Origin of the sequence: Rhodococcus sp. ACPA4 (genome assembly GCF_002300185.1) — a bacterium.
Classification (GTDB): domain Bacteria; phylum Actinomycetota; class Actinomycetes; order Mycobacteriales; family Mycobacteriaceae; genus Rhodococcus_F; species Rhodococcus_F globerula.
Genome location: NZ_NSDY01000001.1, coordinates 3,212,663 through 3,233,743, shown reverse-complemented (window position 1 = coordinate 3,233,743; position 21,081 = coordinate 3,212,663). Strand labels below are relative to the sequence as shown.

General features: G+C 62.2%; 5 protein-coding genes. 2 read left to right on the top strand and 3 right to left on the bottom strand.

Annotation, left to right across the window (positions count from 1 at the left end):
• Nucleotide 1: 1 nt before the first annotated feature.
• Genes CJ178_RS14540 through CJ178_RS14530 form a run of 3 tightly spaced genes read right to left on the bottom strand, consistent with a single transcriptional unit; the run spans nucleotide 2 to nucleotide 2,647 of the window.
• Nucleotides 2–877: an ABC transporter permease gene (locus CJ178_RS14540; protein ID WP_033231844.1), complete on the bottom strand. Its 876-nt coding sequence runs from the start codon at nucleotides 875–877 to the stop codon at nucleotides 2–4.
• Nucleotides 874–1,689: an ABC transporter permease gene (locus tag CJ178_RS14535; RefSeq protein WP_373557455.1), complete on the bottom strand. Its 816-nt coding sequence runs from the start codon at nucleotides 1,687–1,689 to the stop codon at nucleotides 874–876. Before CJ178_RS14535 ends, CJ178_RS14540 begins: the two co-directional genes overlap by 4 nt.
• On the bottom strand, nucleotides 1,682–2,647 hold the full coding sequence (locus tag CJ178_RS14530; protein ID WP_045064598.1) for a daunorubicin resistance protein DrrA family ABC transporter ATP-binding protein: 966 nt from the start codon (nucleotides 2,645–2,647) through the stop codon (nucleotides 1,682–1,684). Before CJ178_RS14530 ends, CJ178_RS14535 begins: the two co-directional genes overlap by 8 nt.
• Before the next feature lie 258 nt (nucleotides 2,648–2,905).
• On the opposite strand from CJ178_RS14530, the gene CJ178_RS14525 reads away from it, so the two are divergent.
• Together CJ178_RS14525 and CJ178_RS14520 are read left to right on the top strand one after the other, a co-directional pair.
• Nucleotides 2,906–20,173: a non-ribosomal peptide synthetase gene (locus tag CJ178_RS14525; protein ID WP_095887001.1), complete on the top strand. Its 17,268-nt coding sequence runs from the start codon at nucleotides 2,906–2,908 to the stop codon at nucleotides 20,171–20,173.
• Nucleotides 20,170–21,081, top strand: coding sequence for a glycosyltransferase family 2 protein (locus tag CJ178_RS14520; protein ID WP_095887000.1), 912 nt, complete (start codon nucleotides 20,170–20,172; stop codon nucleotides 21,079–21,081). The genes CJ178_RS14525 and CJ178_RS14520 overlap by 4 nt, the downstream gene beginning before the upstream one ends.

Sequence of the window (21,081 nt, the reverse complement as noted above, 5' to 3'; positions counted from 1 at the left end):
ACTACTTGCGGGACGCTTTGCGGTAACCGATGACGGCAGGACGCAGAAACACCGCGAGGATGCCGACAGACCACGCACAGGTCAGGAACATCGGGCGGGCGATCTCGCCGTTCAGCGCGAGGCCACGGATGGCATCGACTGCGCAGCTGAGTGGTTGGTACTCGACGACGGGCTGGAGCCACGTCGGGTAGGCGTCCACCGGAACGAATCCCGAGTTGAAGAACATCAGCAGATTGGTCGTGATCGCGATCCATTCGGTGATGGTCGACTTGTTCGTCAGCAGCGTAATCGCGGTGACCATGATCGAGAACGAGATACCGAAGAGCACCGCGACGCCCAGCATTCCGAGCAGACCGGGTATCCCGGTCTCGATTCGGAAGCCGATGAACGTTCCGACGACGAAGATCAGCACCGTAGTGACGAGGATCCGCACGACCTCGGCGCACAGACGCCCGAGCAGTGCCGACGACCGATGTACCGGCATCGTCCAGAACTTGTGGAGCATTCCGCCCGCCAGCTCCCGGCGCAGGCCGATTCCGCTGACGGAGGCGCCGGCCATGGCTCCCACCAACGCAACCATCGGGACCATTCCGTACGAGCTGCTCACCCCGGTTCGTTCGGAGATCGATTCGCCCAGTACGAGTCGGAACATCAACACCATGAGCGCGGGATACAACAGCGACTGTGCCAAGGTGACCGGATCGCGTGACCACTTGATCAGGATTCGCTTGCACTGTTGTCCGCTCTGGACCGACAACGCTCGCAGTGAGGTCTCGTGATGTGCTTGATCGCGCGGGCGAAAACCGAAGGGCGTCGCCGCGGTGTTCGACGGCGGTGCCGGTGGGGTGGATGCTTCCGTCGCTGTGGAATCGGTCATGATCGACGTGCCCCTGCCCATAGTGCCAACGGAACGAATACGGCAGCCAACCCCGCTGCCCACAGCAACGCGGGCGCCAGAGTCGGCCAGGTGAGTGTTCCGGTTGCCATGTCACGCATGGCAGCAGAGAAGTGCGAGATCGGCTGGTTGCGAGCGAATGGTCGGGCCCATTCGGGAAAACCGGATTCGGGGACAAACCCGGTGGACAGCATGCCGAGGATCATCTGTGGCAGAACCAACGCCTGCCCGGATGCCTCCGGACTTTTCGAGAGCAATCCGATGGCGTCGGCTCCGAGCGAGAGAACGAGGCTGAACACCAAGGCAAACGCGCAGAAGTACAGGATATTTGCGCTTGGACCGACAAATCGGAAGCCGAGTACGTAGCCGTAGACGATCGAGGCGAACAGCGAGACTGCCGAGCGCACCAGAGCGACGCTCATTCGTGCCGCCAGGGGGGTAAGAGGTCCGACCGGCATGGTCTGCAGTCGCTTACTCATACCTCGAACTGAGTCCATCGCCGAGCGTTGTGCCGCTGAGAGCGCGGTGAACGTCATTGCCTGCAGAACAATGATCGGCATGAGGAACTGGGCGTAGTCGAGACCGCGGTCCTCCATCACGATCCGCAGGGGCAGGTAGAAACCCAGTGCGAACACCAAAGGCGCGACGACAGCCGAGACGAATTCGCCTTCCGCCACCATCGATCGCAGTGATCGCTCGGTCAGGGTGAGCCATTGGGGGAGAAACGCCGGCCGGATGGGGGTGCGGGCGACGAATTCGGTTTCGGGAACTCGCAGTTCGGATCGGTCAACCACGGCTGCTGTTTTCGTGATCGGTGAGCGTCATGAACACATCGTCGAGTGACGGCTTTCGCAATCCGATGTCGGCGAGTCGTATACCGGCGTGGCGAGTGCGAGCGATGACTTCGGCCATGAGGTCGACTCCGGACTCGGCAGGAATGGACAGCGTGCCGGCAGCCGTCGACGGATCGAACTCGTAAGACGGGGGAAGTAGATCTCCCAGCAGTTCGATGATGGCGGGTATCGCGCCCGGATCGACCGGCACGATTTCGCAATAGCGATCACCGATCTCGGCTTTGAGGCTGTCCGAGGTGCCTTCGGCGATGACGCGTCCCTTGTCGATCACGATGATGTTGTCGCTGAGAACGTCGGCTTCTTCGAGATATTGGGTGGTGAGGAGAGTGGTGATCCCAAGATCTTTGAGTGAGCCGATGAGCGACCACAGACCTTGTCGGCTGCGCGGATCGAGGCCTGTGGTGGGCTCGTCGAGAAAGACCACCAAGGGTTCTACGACAAGTCCGCAGGCGATGTCGAGTCGTCGGCGCATGCCACCCGAGTAGCCGTCGACCGTGCGCACGCCGGCTTCGGTCAGTTCGAATCGCTCGAGTAGATCGTCCGCACGTAGCTTTGCGGTGCGGCGACCGAGCCCCATCATCCTGCCGAAGAACATCAGGTTCTCGCGGCCGGTGAGAGTGGGGTCGATGGCTGCGTATTGGCCGGTCATCATGATCAGCCCCCGCACCTGAGCGGCATCTGCCACGACGTCGAAGCCGGCGACAGTGGCACGTCCGGAATCCGGGGTGAGCAGTGTGGACAGGACGTCGACGGTTGTGGTCTTGCCTGCGCCGTTGGGGCCCAATATCCCGAGGATGCTGCCTCGTTCGACTTCGAAGGAGATTCCACGGAGTGCTTCGACGTCGCCGAATGACTTGGTGATGCCCTCGACGACGACGGCTTTGGGCTCTTCGGGCATTTGCTCTCCATGCGCTGTCGGTGGATCGAACCGACCTAGCACTTTGTCGATATCGGGTAAGTCCGGTGGCGTGCCGGCTCGCCGTGAACGAGCGTACAGACCAGGTTTCGCGCGGGATCCATCGAGTTGAGAGGATGTCACCTGATCTGTGCCGATCGCCACCGGGTCGATTCGCGAACGAAGCTATAGGTTAGCCTAAGCTTTTCTGCTTGCGTGTACAGCGTGGTTCGTGGATGTGTGAATTGGGGATGACGAGCGATGTCGGTAGTTGTTGGTGGCGCTCGGGATTTCTCGAATCTGCCGGCCGGGGCGTTCGAGCTGTCCGCAGCGCAGAAGAGTATCTGGTTCGCACAACATGCGGCCGGCTCCGTTCCGATCACGATTGCTCAGTACGTCGCGATCGACGGGGATCTCGACGCCGATCTGCTCACCGAGGCAGCCAGACACACCGCCCGTGAACTCGGAACGGCGATGATTCGTTTTGTCGCGGCTGAGCCGGTGCCGTATCAAGTCGTCGACGACACTCAGCGTGACGAACTGATCAGACTCGACTTGCGTTCCGAATTCGATCCCGAGGCCGCCGCTCAGGAGTGGATGCAGGACGAGTGCAGCACGCCCATCGACATCGTTCGGGATCGATCGATCGAGGTGGCGCTGATTCGTGTCGCCGATCGCAGGCACTTCCTGTACGCCCGCATCCATCACATCGCGCTCGACGGTTTCGGCGCGAAGACACTTGTCGACAGAGTTGCCGAGCGCTACACAGCGGCGGTGGCCGGTCGTGAACCCAGGCCGAGCAAGGCGGTGCCGTTGCCGGAAATCGTCTCCGATGAACAGAAGTACCGACTGTCGAGCAGATTCCAGCTGGACGCGAAGCACTGGGCGGAGCGGCTACGCGACCTACCCGATCCGATCAGTCTGGCCGATCGAACCGGGACGCTCGACACCCACTCGAAGGTGGTCAGCGGAGCATTGCCCGCGGAGACGGCCACCGCGATCGACAGCGCAGCAGTGCGTCTGAGAGCGACGTTTTCATCGATAGCCGTCGCATCCACAGCGCTCTATTTCGCAAAGATGACCGGCAGCTCCGATGTAGTACTGAGCTTGCCGGTCTCGTCGCGAGTGAATGCTCTGTTGCGCAACTCGGGTGGGATGGTCTCCAACGTCGTTCCGATCCGATTGTCGGTCACCGCAACAACAACGGTTGCCGATCTGGTGGCGGATGCGTCGTTGGAGCTGACAGGCGCACTCCGTCATCAGCGGTATCGATTCGAAGATATGAGGCGGGACGCAGCCGATCGCGGGGAGATTCAATCCTCCGGCCGGCGTGGGCTTTTCGGACCGGCCGTCAACATCATGATGTTCGGCAACGAACTCACTTTCGGATCGATGACCGGACGATTGCACATTCTGTCGACCGGGCCGGTCGAGGACCTGTCGATCAACGTTTATCCCAGCGTCGCTGACCAGGAATCGCGCGTGGACTTCGAGGCCAACCCATCGTTGTACAGCCGCGCTGAGCTCGCGAATCACCACAGTCGCTTCCTGCAGTTACTGGATCGATTTGTCAACGCGCCCAGTGATCGGCGCGTCGCCGAGATTTCGCTTGTCGGAGAAGACGATCGGCGTGACCTGGTACCTGCGTACGGTCGACCCGCCCCGGAACCCACTCTGATGCAGAACGTCCTCACGGGCGCCGTCAGCCGTCATCCGGACAGCCCCGCGATAGTTCACGGGGACGAGGTTCTGACCTACCGCGAAGTCGGCGCCCGCGCGAACAAGCTCACCCGGATGTTGCTGGCCCGCGGTGCCGGACCGGGAAGTTTTGTGCCAGTGGTGCTGCCGAGGGGGCCGCGACTGGTTGTCGCAGAACTGGCAGTGCTCCAGTCCGGAAGCGCATTCGTCCCCATCGATCCGGACCTTCCGACGGCCAGGATCGAAGCGACGATCGCCGATTGTGGCGCTGCCGTGGTGATCGCGGCCGGTCGGAACTGGCCGTATCACCCGATCACTGTGGATTTCGACGACGAGCTCGCGCGATCCGAATTCGCTTCCACCTCTGCGGCTCCGATCACCGACGCTGAGCGTCCTCGCATTCGGATCAGCGATGTGGCATACCTGATCTACACCTCCGGTTCGACCGGAAAGCCCAAAGGTGTGGCGATCACCCATTCCGGGATCGCGTCGTTCGCGGCCGAGCAACAGCATCGCTACGGTGTGAAACCGCACTCTCGCACATTGCAATTCGCGTCTCCCGGATTCGACGCATCCATCCTCGAGCTGATTCTCGCATTTGGAGCCGGGGCGGCAATGGTGATTGCACCCCCGTATCTCTACGGCGGTGAACAGCTCACCGATTTCCTGCGTGCCGAGCGAATCACGCACGCGTTCTTGACGCCTTCCGCGCTGGCCTCGGTGGAGCCCGAACAACTCCCGGACCTTGCTGTGGTCATTGTCGGTGGTGAAGCGTGTCCGCCGGAACTGGCAGCAAAATGGGCGCGCGGGCGCGCGATGTTCAACGCGTACGGACCGACCGAGTCGACAATCATGGCGACGGTTGCCGGACCGTTGGATCCTGGTGCACCCGTTGATATCGGTTATCCGATCACCGGTACGTCGGTGGTGGTGCTCGACAAGTTCCTGCAGCCGGTTCCTCGGGGCGTCACCGGCGAGCTGTATGTCAGTGGCAGGGGACTCGCCCGTGGTTACCATCGGAGACTATCCCTGACTGCCGCAACTTTTGTGGCAAACCCACTGGCGGCCAACGGTTCCCGGATCTATCGGACCGGAGACCTGGTGCAGTGGACACCCGAGGGTACGTTGCGTTATCTCGGGCGCGCCGACTTCCAGGTGAAAATCCGTGGTTTTCGCATCGAGTTGGGTGAGATCGACGCGGCGCTTACCAGTCACCGCGACGTGGAGTCGGCAATCACGATCACCTACGAAGGTGGGCCGTCCGGTGATTCCGCGTCGCTGGTCTCGTATCTGCTTCCCGTCTCCGGTCGGGCGATCGACACTGCCGGTGTCCTCGCACACGTGCAACCGCTCCTGGCGTCGCACATGATTCCCTCTGCGCTGATGGTGATCGATCGGATACCGCTCACCTCCGCCGGCAAGCTCGATCGGACGGCTCTGCCGGCACCGGTGTGGAACCGGGCCCCGTATGTCGAACCCGCACCTGGTTTGGAATCACTGGTTGCTGCAACCTATTCCGGGTCAACCGGAGCAGACACCGTCGGAGCGCACGACGAATTTTTTGCGTTGGGTGGAAACTCACTGACAGCTACTCGGGTGGCGAGTGTGCTCGGGCGAGCGCTCGGCACCACAGTGGCTGTGCGATCGATTTTCGAAGCGCCGTCGGTGCGTGCGCTTGCCGACAAGCTCGCCGGTCTCACGCCGGAGGCCGGCCGACCCGCATTACGGCCCATGCCTCGAACCAGCCCGATCGGTGTTTCGCCCGCACAACACCGCATGTGGTTTCTCAATCAATTCGACACCGGCTCAGCTGCATACAACATTCCGGTGGCAGTTCGACTGTCGGGTGAACTCGATCATGTGGCTCTTGCCGGTGCATTCGGCGACGTGGTCGATCGACACGAGGTGCTGCGCACGAGCTATCCGGATTCACCGGACGGACCGATTCAGCGCATCGCTCCGATCAGCGACCAGGCGACGGGGCTACCGTTGCGGGAGGTCTCACGGGAAGATCTGGCCGGCGAACTCGAACGCTTCGCGCGTCGAGGGTTTGACGTTTCTTCCGAGATTCCCTTTCGCGCCGCCTTGTTCAAGGTTGGGCCGAGCGAACATGTACTGATCCTCGTCATCCACCACATCAGTGCCGACGGGTCCTCGACGGCGCCCCTGGCTCGCGATATCGCTCAGGCGTACCTGGCTCGGCTCGAGAACCGAGATCCAGGCTTCGAGCCCTTGCCGGTTCAGTACGCGGATTACACTCTCTGGCATCGAGAATTGATGGGCAGCGAACTCGATCCGCATTCGTTGTCGCGGACGCAGACCGAGTACTGGTCACGGCAACTGGGCGGCCTTCCGGTTCGGTTGGATCTGCCAAGCGACCGTGCTCGCCCAGCGCTTGTGTCGACCAGCGGGCAGGCGTTCTCCGGCTCGATCGACGCCGATCTGTTCGCACGGGTCTCGGCGCTGGCAGTACGCTCCGGTGCAACGGCTTTCATGGTCATGCACGCGGCGTTGGCCGTGCTGCTTGCCAGACTCAGTGCCACGTCCGACATCTCGGTGGGCACTCCCGTTGCAGGACGCGGCGATCCGGCTCTCGACGATCTTGTCGGCATGTTCGTCGGCACGGTGGTCTTACGTACCAAGGTGCATGCGCACGAGACGTTCTCGGCACTCCTCGACCAGGTTCGAGACGTAGACCTCGGGGCGTTCGCGAATGCCGACATACCGTTCGAGCGTTTGGTGGAACTACTCAACCCGGAGCGTTCGGCCGCACATCATCCACTTTTCCAAGTTGGATTCTCCTATCAGAATCTCAATTCCGGATCGTTGGTGCTCGACGGTCTCGACGCCGAGATCATCGATCTGCCGCTGGGCATTTCGAAGTTCGACCTGCACTTGACGTTGTCCGAGAAGACCAGCCCGACTGCGCCGACCGAGGTGCACATGCAGTGGGACTATGCCGACGCACTCTTCGACGAAGAAACTGTCGCCCGGTTCGCTCACAAGTTTGTGCACATCCTGGAATCCGTAGTCGCGCAGTCGGATCGGGTGATCGGCGATATCGATCTGACCACCGATCGATCGACGACCGTGATCGGTGCGCTCAACAACACGCGCCATGCTCTGCCGCCCACGACCCTTGCCGACCTGCTGTCCACTCAGGCAGGCACCACCCCCGAGGCGATTGCTCTTGTCACGGACACGATGTCGATGTCCTACGGCGAGTTCGCTTGCCAGGTCGAAAACCTGGCCAGGACGCTGATCTCGAAGGGGATCGGAACCGAGGATCGTGTTGCCGTCGCCATCGAGCGTTCGCCGGCCATGATGGTGGCACTCTGCGCGGTACTGCAATCGGGTGCCGCGTACGTACCCGTCGACCCGAGTGCTCCCACCGAACGGATTGCGCGGATTCTGTCCTCCGCGTCGCCCGTCTTGATGCTGACCGTAGAAGCGGTCCGTACCCAGTGTGAGGCTGCGGCCCGAGTCAGCCCGGTCGACGTCTTGGTGGTGGATAGCCAAGGCGTGCCCGCCGAGAGGTCTGGTCCGATCACGGACCGAGTCAGGATTCGCCCCCTGCGACCGGACAACACGGCGTACGTGATCTACACGTCGGGATCGACGGGAATGCCGAAGGGCGTCGCGGTTTCGCATTCGGCGGTAGTGAATCAACTGCTCTGGAAGCAGGATCGGTACCCGCTCGGCGGCACAGACACCGTGCTTCAGAAGACGCCGATCACGTTCGACCTGTCGGTGTGGGAACTGTTCTGGCCGTTGATCAGCGGCGCGCGGTTGGCGCTCGCCCGGCCGGACGGACATCGTGATCCGGAGTATGTCGCCACGGCGATGCGTGACTTCGAGGTCACGACAGCACATTTTGTTCCCTCGCTCCTCGACGCGTTTCTCGAATCCGGTGGCGGAGTGGATCAGCCGTCGCTGCGCCGTGTTCTGTGCATCGGTGAAGCGTTGCGTCCGCACACTGTTGTAGAACTTCGACGCAATCTCGACGTCGAGATTCACAACCTCTACGGACCGACCGAGGCAGCGGTGAGCGTCACTGCGTTCGACTGCGACGACGTGCAGGACGTCACCGTCCCGATCGGCACACCGGTGTGGAATACACAGCTGCTGGTGCTGGATTCGCGTCTGAAGCAGGTCCCGCTCGGCGTTCCCGGCGAGTTGTATCTCGGCGGTGCACAGTTGGCGTCGTGGTACGAGGGGCGGGCGGATCTGACCGCCGAACGATTTGTGGCGGGACCGTGGTCCGGAGAAGGACGACGGATGTACCGCACCGGTGACCTGGTTCGCCATCGTAAGAACGGCGTGCTGGAGTACCTGGGCCGTAATGATTCCCAGATCAAACTGCGGGGCCAGCGCATCGAACTGGGGGAGATCGAAGCGGCGCTCGGCCGAGATCGGCGTGTGCGTGCGTGCGCGGTCATCGTCCACGAGTGGCGGTCGGCTCCGGAATCGGCGTCCTTGGTGGCGTACATAGTTCCCGCAGAGGTCGCCACCTTCGACGGATCAGCCGTTCTTGCTGATCTCAAGGGCGTGCTGCCCGGCTACATGGTGCCCACTGTTCTCGAGGTTCTCGACTCGATCCCACTGAATGCGAACGGCAAAATCGATCGGCGGACTTTGCCGGAACCGACTCCGGTGCTTCGTGAATACCGCTCGCCGCAAGGGCACATCGAACAGCAGGTTGCCGACATCATCGAGGAGATCCTCGGGATCGAGAACGTCGGACGAGCCGACAATTTCTTCGAGATCGGTGGAAACTCACTGGTCGCAACGAGGGTGACACACAAGCTGACGGGAGTGTTCTCCCGGGAGGTTCCGATCCGGGCGCTTTTCGAGGCTCCGACCGTTGCCGAGTTGGCCCATTGGATCGAGAGTGCGCCCCGCAGCTCGGCCGCCTTCGGTGTGCCGCCGCTGCCGCCACCGCCGCGTCCGGACATTGTGCCGCTGTCCGTAGCGCAGGAACGTATGTGGTTTCTCGGCCGGCTCGATCCGCAGTCGCCGGTGTACAACCTTCCGGTTGCCCTCGGTCTGGACGGCGATCTCGACCCGTCGGCCTTGGCGACGGCGATGTCGGACATCGTCGATCGTCACGAGGTGCTGCGGACCTACTACCCGGAGTTCGATGGTGTTGCCCGCCAGCATGTTCTCGACGCACCGTCGTGGATTTTGCAGCCGGCAGTCGACGTCGAACCGGAGAACGTGGGCGAGCTGATCGCGAAACTCGCCGGTCGGGGCTTCGATCTGACCCGCGAGGTACCGCTCCGTGGGGTTCTGCTCCGGATCGGTGACCATGCGCACGTTCTGGTGCTTATGGTGCATCATATTGCGGCGGACGGTCTGTCGATGGGCCCCTTGATCCGTGATCTGATGGTCGCGTACTCGGCACGGGCCAACGGCAACGCGCCGGCGTGGTCGCCACTTCCGTTGCAGTATGCAGATTTTGCACTATGGCAGCGGAGTCTTGTATCCGATACCGCGACCGCTACCGGGCGCTTCGACGGGCAACTCGAATACTGGCAGTCGGCGTTGGCCGACCTACCAGCGGTGCTCGATCTGCCAATAGATCGGCCCCGCGGTCAGGTGCGCTCTGCCGAGGGCGACACAGTGCGGTTCCAGGTGAGCGGCGACGTGCACCAACTGTTGCGAGGGTTCGCTCGTTCGCGCCGCACAACTCTGTTTGCCGTAGTCCACTCTGTCGTCGCGGTTCTGTTGGCACGGTTGTCCGGTCAGGGCGACGTCGCGGTCGGTACGCCCGTTGCCGGACGTACCCATGAGTCGGTGGACAACCTCGTCGGAATGTTTGTCGGCACAGTGGTTCTGCGTACTGCCGTCGATCCGGACCTCTCGTTCGACGACCTCGTGGCGCAGGTGAGTCGCTCGGACATCGAGGCGATGAGTAACAGCGATGTTCCGTTCGAACAGGTTGTGGCCGCACTCGATCCACCGCGCTCGGGTTCATTTCACCCGCTTTTCCAGGTGATGCTGGCTTTTCAGGATGCGGTTCCCACAGAGATCGAATTGGCCGGGGTGAGAGCGCGTCCCATCCCGATCGATCTACCGGTGTCGCGTTTCGATCTACATCTGACTGTTGCGACGGATCCGGATCCGGAGCAGGCGCTCGACGTCCTGCTGACCTACGCCGTTGATATTTTCGACCGGGCGACGGCAGTGTCCATTGCGCAGCGATTCGCCGGGTTGCTTGCGACGTTGGTCGGCGATCCCGCCGCCGGGATCGGCTCGGCGGATATTCTCGGGCGCACCGAGCGAGAGTTGATCCTCGACAATTGGGGCAGTGGGCCGAAAACTGTTGTCGGAGTGCCCTGCACGTACTCCGAGTTGCTCGCAAAGCGAACTGCACCGAGCAGCGACGCCGTGGCGTTGAGATCGGCGGATCAGGTACTGACCGAAGACGAATTCCGATCTCGGGTGAACAGCTTGGCCAGGCTGCTGATCGATCGCGGAATTGGTCCGGAAAAGATAGTGGCACTGGAACTTCCGCGCGGAATCGACCTTGTCGTGTCGGTGCACGCCGTGCTGGCCGCTGGTGGAGCCTATCTACCGGTGGATCCCGGCCTGCCTCGCCCGAGGATCGACGCGATGATGTCAGCTGCCGGTGCGACGCTGACGATCACCGAGGCGGTACTGGCTGAATTCGACACTGCGCATTACTCGTCCGATCCGATCGAGGATTGCGACCGCATGCGCCCGCTGCTCGGTGGACATCCGGCATACGTGATCTTCACGTCTGGTTCCACCGGTGAGCCGAAGGGCGTTGTGGTGTCGCATGAGAGTCTGGTCAACCGTCTGACATGGATGAGAGATGATTACTCCCTCGACCGAGAAGACGTGTTCCTGCTCAAGACACCGGTGACGTTCGACGTCTCGGTGTGGGAGCTGTTACTGCCTGCGGTGATCGGGGCAACGCTGGTGATCGCCTCGCCGGACGGCCACCGCGATCCGCGATATCTGGGGGAGTTGATCGACCGGTCACAGGTGACGGTGGTTCACTTCGTTCCTTCCATGCTGGATGCATTTGTCGGCTCTCATGTCGAGTGCGCACCCATGTTCCGGAGCCTGCGCATCGTATTCACCAGTGGCGAGGCACTGTCACTGACGAGTGCTGCCGCGCTTCACCGTTTGGCGCAGGTCGAGATGCACAACCTCTACGGCCCCACCGAGGCCGCTGTGGACGTCACCGCAGTCGAGGTGCCTCGCTCGGTGGCTCTGGACGGGCGGGAGATCTCGATAGGCTCCCCGGTAAGCGGCACCGCTGTTTACGTCCTGGATTCGCGATTGAATCCCGTCCCTGTCGGCGTGCGTGGAGAGTTGTATCTGGCGGGCGTTCAGTTGGCGCGGGGCTATGTCGGGCGGAGCGATCTGTCGGCCGGTCGCTTCCTCGCGAACCCGTTCGCCCCGGGCACACGGATGTACCGAACAGGCGACGTGGTCGCGTGGCGTGCTGACGGGACACTCGAATATCTGGGGCGCAGTGACTTCCAGGTGAAGCTGCGAGGTCAGCGACTGGAGCTGGGGGACATCGAGGCAGCCTTCGTCGGACTGCCGGGTGTTGCCGGTGCGGTGGCAAGGGTGTACGAAAATCCGGCGACCGGTGCCGAAATCGCTGCCTACGTGATGCTTACGGGTGACATCGTTCCCGACACGGCACAGCTCCTGGCGGATGTGCGGCAGACTTTGCCTGCGTACATGGTGCCCAGCTCGGTCACAGTGCTGAGCGAACTCCCACTCGGTTCTACCGGCAAGCTCGATCGCCGAGCCCTGCCGACGCCGGAACGGCCGATCGACCGAGTGGTTCTCGCACCGCGAAACGCGGCCGAAGCCGAGATCGCCGAGGTGTTCCGCGCGGTGCTGGGCCACGACGAGGTGAGCGTCGACCGGGACTTCTTCGATCTCGGCGGAAATTCGCTGGTGGCCAATCGCATAATCGGTGAGGTCAACGCACGGGTGGGCGCTGACCTCCGATTGCGCGATATTTTCGACAATCCGACAGTGGCCGGGCTGGCAGATGCACTCGCGCAGTTGCCTCGCCGCATCGAGGAGTCCGCGCGTCTGGGGGAGCTGGCTCGGCCGGAGCGGTTGCCGCTCTCGCCGGCTCAGCAGAGAATGTGGGTTCTGAACCGACTCGATCCCTCGTCGGCGGCCTACAACATCGCCGGGGCAGTAACGGTGAACAACGACGTGAATGCCGCGGCACTTGTTGCGGCGGTGGGCGATCTGGTGATCCGGCACGAGGTTTTGCGCACGGTGTATGTCGAGAGCGGCGACGGCGTCGCACAGGTCGTCCAGGAAGCGGCTGCACCAGGTACCGACAGTGCGGCAGTCACTTTCGAGGACCTGAGCGATACCGATTCCGAACAGCGCACCGCGCGGATGCGTGAGTTGATCTCGGGCAGCTTCGATATCACTGCTCGTGGGCCATTGCGGGTGCACTGCCTGCGGGTCGGTGCAGACCGCCACACGCTGGTTCTGGTGCTGCACCATATTGCCGGAGACGGCGCATCGATACCGATCCTGTTGCGGGAACTGGTGCAGGCGTACGTTGCTCGAGTTTCGGGCGGCAGCCCGCAGTGGGCTCCGCTGGTGCATCAGTATGCCGATTACGTGTTGTGGAATCGTGCGGCGATCGGTGACCCACGCGATCCGCAGTCGGTTGCGGGGCAGCAACTTGCATATTGGCGAGAAGAACTTGCCGACGCTCCAGCCCTGCTCGAACTTCCGTTGGACAGGCCACGAACCGATCAGCCCACTCAGCGCGGAGCGCGGGTCAGTTGCCCTCTGACGCCGGCTGTCCGCGAAGGCTTGGCAGATCTCGCCCGAGCACAGCAGGTTTCGATGTTCATGGTCGTGCACGCCGGTGTGGTGGCCTTGCTGTCCCAACTGGGCGGGGGGTCGGACATCGTTGTGGGGACACCTGTTTCGGGCCGAAACGACCCGCGTTTGGCCGATACGATCGGCATGTTCGTGGGAACGGTGGCGTTGCGTACGGCAGTTGATCCCGTTGCCTCGTTCGGCGAGCTTCTTGCCGTGGTGCGCGCACAAGATCTCGCGGCGCTGGCAAACGCAGACGTCGCGTTCGAGCACGTCGTGGAGGCCGTCGGAGTGTTGCCGACACGAAGCCACCACCCGGTGTTCCAGAGCACGGTCACGGTCGCCGAATCGGCTGCAGACCTGGTGCAGATTGCGGCCGGCGATCTCGGCGGCGTCGAGGTGGAACCAATCGACACCGGTTCGGTGCGCTTCGACCTCGAGTGGAGCGCAACGTCAACGCTGGGTGTTTCTGGTGAACCTTCCGGGCTGGATCTGGAATTGGCCTATGCCACAGACCTGTTCGACGAGTCGACGGCTCAGAGCCTGGTAGATCGGCTCGCCCGCGTGTTGAACGTGGTTGCGGCCGATGCAACGATTGCCGTGCGTTCGATCGATCTGCGACTTGCCACGGATCAATTTCCGGAGGCCGTGCCGTTCGATGGAACGCGGCTGACGTTGGCCGAGATCCTGGAGGGTGGTGTTTCGCTCGGCACGACGGCACTGATCGATCCTGACCGTGGCGGACAGTTGTCCTACGTCGAGCTGGACCGAGCGTCGAATATTCTGGCGCGCACATTGATTCGACGCGGTTTCGGTCCGGAATCCGTTGTCGCGATTTGTGTACCCCGCTCGTTCGACTACGTGATTGCGGTGTGGGCAGTAGCAAAGTCCGGGGCCGCGTTCCTTCCCGTCGATCCGAATTACCCGGCCGATCGCATCGTGCACATGCTCGAGGATTCAGGTACGACGCTAGTTATAGGGTCTGACGTGGAACGGGTTTTGCCGGCGAATCTTTCTGCTCGGATCGAGGTGTTGGACCTCGGTGATCTGCGGAGCCGGAGTGAGCCGGATGGTGCCCCGATCGTGGACAGCGACCGACGCTCCCCGATCCGTTTGTCCAACGTCGCATATCTGATCTACACGTCAGGCTCGACCGGCACGCCGAAAGCAGTAGCGGTCACTCACGGCGGCCTGTCCGCATTTGTGGAGGCGCAGAAGCACTACGGAGTCGATGCCCGTTCACGCACTATGCAATTCGCGTCGACGAGCTTCGATGCCTCGGTACTCGAGTTGCTCTTGGCGTTCGGTGTGGGTGCGGCGATGGTTGTCGTCCCCGACGACGTGTACGGCGGCACAGAGCTGACGCAGCTCCTTCGCGAACAGCACGTCACTCACGCTTTTGTAACCCCGTCTGCGTTGGAGTCGATGGATGCGCAACACCTACCGGAACTGTCGGTGGTCATCGTCGGCGGTGACCAATGCTCCGAGGCTCTGGTTCGGACGTGGGGCGCCGGGCGACGGATGTACAACGCGTACGGACCTACCGAATCCACGGTGATGGCAACACAATGCGGTCCGATGGATCCGTCAGTGGCGGTGTCGATCGGCGCTCCCGTAGTGGGTACAACGGCCGTGGTGCGTGGGGACGGGCTTGTGCCGGTTCCACCGGGTATCGAGGGTGAGCTGTATCTGTCCGGCGCTGCGTTGGCCAGGGGTTATCACGGAAAACCAGGCCTGACGGCGTCCCGCTTCGTCGCGGACCCGGACGGCGCTCCGGGTTCTCGCACCTATCGAACGGGCGACCGGGTACGTGTGACGGGTTCGAACGCCGCTACTCGAGAGCTCCGGTATTGCGGGCGCGGCGACGATCAGGTGAAGATCCGGGGTTACCGGATCGAATTGGGTGAGGTGGAGTCGGCCGTAGCGACTTATCCGAATGTCGCTGCTGCGGTGGCGATCGCCTACCGTGGTCCGCAAGCATCCGAACCGGTGCTGGTGGCGTATGTGCTCGCTCACCGAGGTGTCGAGATTGAACGTGCAGGATTGCGCGCACACCTCGCGGCACATCTGCCGACGTACATGCGTCCGGCATCGATTACGTTCATCGATTCGCTGCCTGTGACGCCGGCCGGAAAACTGGATCGAAAAGCCCTGCCTGAACCTGTTTTCGAGCAACGTGTGTACGTGGCGCCGCGAACCGATGACGAAATGGCACTGGCCGGCATCTTCGAAACAGTGACCGGCTCGGCAACCGTGGGTATTCACGACGGATTCTTCGAGATCGGCGGCAATTCCTTGCTTGCCACTCGATTGGTAGCCCGTGCAAACGAGGCATTCGACGCAGGGTTGAGTGTGCGTGATCTTTTCGACGCACCCACAGTGGCGGAGTTGGCACCACGAATCACTCGAGGTGCTTCGACGCGTCCACCGCTGCGCGCGCTTGCACGTCCCGAACGCGTCCCGTTGTCGCTTGCGCAGCAGAGGATGTGGTTCCTCAATCGTTTCGATCCGACGTCGGCTACGGAGAACATTCCGATTGTGCTGCGTGTGACGGGTGACCTTGACGTGGTAGCGCTCGGGTCGGCGATCACGGACGTCGTAACACGGCACGAGGTGCTGCGGACGGTGTACCCGGATGCAGTGGCCGGTCCGTATCAGGACGTGCTGCCGCCGTCATCGCTCGACGCGGAGTTGCAAGCCGAGTGGACTCCGGAAACTTCTCTGCACGAGCGTATTCTGACGTCGGCGAGAACACCCTTCGACGTCACCGCGAGGGTTCCGATCCATGTCGACCTGCTCCGGGTGGGTGGCCGAGATGCGGATGCGGTTCCCGTCCATGTACTGGTGCTGGTGGTTCACCACATCAGTGCCGACGGCTATTCGATGGCGCAGCTGGCGGCAGACACGATGACTGCGTACGCGGCTCGCATCAGCGGATTCGCACCTACGTGGGCGCCACTCGCGATCCAGTACGCCGACTTCGCGATCTGGCAGCGAACGGTGCTCGGTGACGAGAAGGAATCGGGTTCGGTTGCTGCGCAACAACTCGGCTACTGGCGCGGGCAACTGAGCGGTGCCCCGGAAGTGCTCGATCTTCCCTGTGATCGTCCTCGGCCTGCACGGCAGTCGTTTGTGGGTGCCAGATATCAGTTCGAGGTGAACGCAGAACTGCACACTTCGCTGCGCGATCTTGCCGCTGCTCGAGGCGTTACGGTATTCATGCTCATGCACACCGCTTTGGCGGTGCTCCTCGGGCGACTTGCCGGCACCGATGACGTCACGATCGGAACTCCCGTCGCCGGCCGCGGCGAGCAGGCTCTTGATCCGGTGGTCGGTATGTTCGTCAATACCCTTGCGCTGCGGACGGTTTTGCCGCCGTCAACGAGTTTTTCCGATGCGGTCGACATGGTGCGAGAAGTGGATCTCGGTGCATTTGCCAACGCGGATATCCCCTTCGAACGGCTGGTGGAGGTACTGGAGCCGACAAGGACACAGGCTCATCATCCCCTGTTCCAGGTCGCACTCTCGTTCCAGAACCTTGGCGATATGACCTTTGCCTTGCCGGGACTGGAGGTGTCCGTCGTCGATCCGGATATCGAACTGGCGGAATTCGATCTCCATCTGACCCTGGTTCCCGGCGCAGACGGCGAATCGGGACCCATGGCGGCGCAAATTGTCTACGCCACCGACCTTTTCGATTCGGGTACCATCGCCGACTTTGCCGATCGCTACCTCCGGATCATCGATTCCGCAATCGATTCTGTGGACCTCCCTTGTGGAGATATCCCGCTGCTGTCGAGTGCGGATCATCGCCGCATCGACGGGATTGCCAGTGGTGGAACCGGGTTGGTGCACGGAGCTGTGACACTTGCTTCCGAGTTTCACGCACAGGTCAGGATCAGCCCGGACGCACCCGCGATCACCTCTGGCGATGAGACGCTGAGTTACGCGCAGATGCAGCAGCGGGTGTGTGCGCTGGCGCGGTATCTCGTCGAGCTCGGGGTTGGGCCGGAAACTCAGGTGGCAGTTGCTGTTCGGCGTTCGATCGACCAGGTGATCGCGATGTACGCGGTGGTCGAGGCGGGCGGTGCCTTCGTGCCGGTGGAACTCACGCAGCCCACAGAGCGAATTGCGCTCGTGTTGGACACGGCTGCACCCAGCGTGGTGGTGACCGCAGGTGGTGCGGACGGAGTGGGCAGTGGAAGTTGGGTGGAGGTCGACCTTCATACACTCGATCTGAGCGGTCATTCCACAGGTGCGATGACCGATATCGAGCGCCGCGCGCCGCTGCGTGGTGATCACCCGGCATACGTGATTTTCACGTCAGGGTCGACGGGTGTACCCAAGGGCGTCGTGGTACCTCATGCCGCGGTGGTCAATCAGTTGCGCGGGATGCAGCAGGAATTCCCGATGGACGCGTCGAGTGCAGTGCTCGTCAAGACGTCGGCAGGCTTCGATCTGTCGATCTGGGAGTACTGGTGGGCGCTGCACGTGGGTGCCAGACTCGTGCTGGCACCGCAGGACTCGCAATTCGAACCCGAGGTGTTGCTGTCGGTCATCGAGAAGGAGTCGATCACCGACGTACATCTTGTTCCTTCGATGTTGCTGATGTTCACGGCAGCGGCCGACACCGGATTTCCCGAATGCGTGCGGAATGTGCTGTGCATCGGTGAGGAATTGCCGGTATCACTTGCAGCGAGGTTCGGCGCTATATCCACTGCGAGCCTGCATAATCTCTACGGTCCCACCGAGGTAGCGGTCAGCGCCACTCGGCATCGTGTGTCCGGCGCCGACACCCGCGCGATACCTATCGGCCTGCCCGAACCGGGTGTGTCTGCGTACGTTCTGGACTCTCGTCTGCACCACGTTCCGGACGGAGTAGCGGGCGAGCTCTACTTGTCGGGAATTCAGTTGGCACGTGGATACCTGGGTCGTTCGGCGCTCACTGCCGAGCGCTTCGTGGCGGATCCGTTCGGTGCCCCGGGCGGTCGGCTCTACCGCACAGGCGACCTTGTCAGTCGTCGCCGCGACGGCTCGCTGACTTATCTGGGCCGGATCGACCTGCAGCTCAAGCTCCGTGGATTCCGCATCGAGTTGGGAGAGATCGAGTCCGCCCTGGCCGGCTATCCCGGTGTGGGAGAAGCAGTGGTGAGCGTCTACTCGCCGAACGGTGCCGACGCGCGACTCGTCGCCTACGTGAGCGCACCGAGTTCGGATCTGTTCGATCTCGAGGAGCTGGACAAACACCTTCGGTCCCGGCTGCCGGGATACATGGTGCCTTCCGTCGTCGAGGTGCTCGAGCAGTTGCCGCACAATGCAAACGGCAAAATCGACCGCGGCCGTCTGCCCGAGCCTCGAATCCCGCAGCGGGAGTTTGTTGCGCCCACGAATGCAACGGAACGATTGGTTGCCGCCACGGTTGCCGACGTGCTCGAACTCGAGAGCGTCAGCATGAATGACAACTTCTTCCAGGTCGGCGGAAACTCTTTGCTGGCAACACGAGTGGTTGCACGGCTGCGAGAGTCCGGTTCGGCAGAGATCGCGGTCCGGTCTGTCTTCGACGCGCAGACCGTCGCCGAACTGGCGGTTCTCGTCGGCGCCGCGGCGAGCAGTGCCGACCGTGGACCCGATTTGGTGAGGCGTCCGGCGGGCGCGGTAGTACCCCTGGCGCCTGCGCAGGAGCGGATCTGGGCGGCAAATCGCGCCCAGCAGGGCAGTGATTGGAATGTGCCGATTGCGTTGCGTCTACGGGGCAAGATCGACCACACGGTGCTGGCTGCTGCCGCTACCGATCTCTTGACCCGCCACGAATCGCTCCGCACGATCTATCCGCCGACGCCGGACGGACCCGTTCAGGTTGTCGTGCCGGTGGCCGACGTCCCCCGGGATCTGCAACCGAAGCAGGTGTCGGAGGCGGAGTTGGCTGCGGTGCTGCACGGGTTCCTCTGGTCCGACTTCGACGTGACCACCGACCTTCCGTTCCGAATGCAAGTGCTGCAGTTGGGAACCGAGGAGTTTGTTCTCGCCATCGTTGTGCACCACATTTCCGCGGACGGGTATTCAATGGGGCCGCTGACGCGTGATGTTCTGATCGCGTATGCCTCACGTAGCGCCGGCCTCGAACCCTCGTGGCAGGAATTGCCGGTTCAATTCGGTGACTACTCGGTCTGGAAGCACAAGATTCTGGGTTCGGCGCTCGATCCGGACAGTGAACTGAATCGACAGGTTCGTCACTGGCAGAACGTTATCGGCCGGGAACCGCGTCCTATGCTTCGACTCGATCATCCGAGGCCGGCGGTGTGGCAGACGGCAGGCGAGACCGTCGAGTTCGACGTCGATTCGCAGTTGCATGCTGATTTGACGGCGTATGCGCACGACCGGGGCGTCAGTCTGTTCATGATTCTCCAAGCCGCGTTTGCCGTTCAACTGAGCGCCATCGCCGAGAATCCCGACGTTCGGGTAGCGACGGCAAACGCCGGTCGTGGCGATCGGCTTCTCGACGACATGGTGGGTAACTTCGCCGAAGACGTACTCATGCGGATACACGTCGACAAGGGGATCGCGTTCGATGATGTTGTCGAGCAGGTTCGTTCGTCGTTGCTCGACGGTTTGGCTCATCCCGACATCTCGGGCCCGCGGTTGATCGAGGCGCTGGGCTTGCCGGAGTCGGAGTCGATGAATGTGCTCTTCCCTGCGACGCTGATTCTTCAACGTGCCGAAGCCGGAATCGACATCGACGCCCATGGCCTGTCGGTTCGATCCGAGCCCTTCGGGAACTGTGTGGCGAAGCATGAATTGGAATACGCGATTACCGAACACTTCTCGGATAACGTGCCGAGTGGGCTGACCGGAGCGTTGGTCTATCCGGTGGCACTACTGCGTCGCAGTAGTGCCGAACAGATAGTGCGGGACTACATCCGGATAGTGGAGTCGGTACTCTCGGCCGAAGGTCGTACTGTCGAGGAATTGGGGAGACAACTCACATGAGTAGCCATGTGGGGAGAAATTCGGCAAGGTCGGCAGGCTCAGCAGAATCCATCTCGGTGGTGATTGCAGCCTTCCACGCGTTGCCTCTCCTCGACGAGCAGTTGCACGCACTGGCGGGTCAGGACTTCGACGGCCGTTTCGAAGTGGTGATCAGCGACAACGCGGGTGAGTCCGCGCTGCGTACGCATGTGGAGGAGCATCCGTTTCGCGATCAACTGGCACTTCGCTGGGTCGATTCCTCGTCGGTGCCGGGAACGTCGTCCGCGCGTAACGTCGGTACGCGGGCGAGCCGGTATCCGTTTGTGGCGTACTGCGATCAGGACGATCGCGTTCATCCGGGGTGGCTCACCGCTATGGCGTCGGCGTCGGCGTCCTTCGATCTTGTTGGTGGCCCGTTGGAAAAACACACCCTGAACGACCCGGTTGTGGCGCGTTGGCGTGCACTACCGGAACCCGACGAACTTCAAGTGCTCGGTCGTTTCCTACCGATCACCTTCGGCTGCAACCTCGGCATCTGGCGCGAGGTATTCGACGATATCGGGGGCTGGGACGAGAGCTATCCGGCAGCCGGAAGCGATGTCGAGTTCTGTTGGCGCGCACAGATAAAGGGCTACAACTTGGGTAACAGCCCCGAAGCGATTGTCGCCTACCGCTTTCGGACGGGTATGCGCGAGTCGTGGCGTCAGGTGGTGAGTTACGCCGAGGAAGAAGCCAGAGTGGCGCGGCAGTACGACGCTCCTGGCCGCGCCTGGTACTGGCCGCTCGTGCATGCCGGTGTCGTCGTGGCATTGCTGCCGGTGTGGCCTTGGGCATGGTCACGTAGTCGTCGGGGCGAATGGGTATGGACCACCGGTAATCTGGTGGGCCGGATCAAAGGCAGTATCAAGTACCGCATCGTCTATCTCTGA

Excerpts from the sequence above, each read along its gene's own strand:
- CJ178_RS14540 (WP_033231844.1), bottom strand. The coding sequence starts at position 877 with ATGACCGATTCCACAGCGACGGAAGCATCCACCCCACCGGCACCGCCG.
- CJ178_RS14530 (WP_045064598.1), bottom strand. The coding sequence starts at position 2,647 with ATGCCCGAAGAGCCCAAAGCCGTCGTCGTCGAGGGCATCACCAAGTCA.
- CJ178_RS14525 (WP_095887001.1), top strand. The coding sequence starts at position 2,906 with ATGTCGGTAGTTGTTGGTGGCGCTCGGGATTTCTCGAATCTGCCGGCC.
- CJ178_RS14520 (WP_095887000.1), top strand. The coding sequence starts at position 20,170 with ATGAGTAGCCATGTGGGGAGAAATTCGGCAAGGTCGGCAGGCTCAGCA.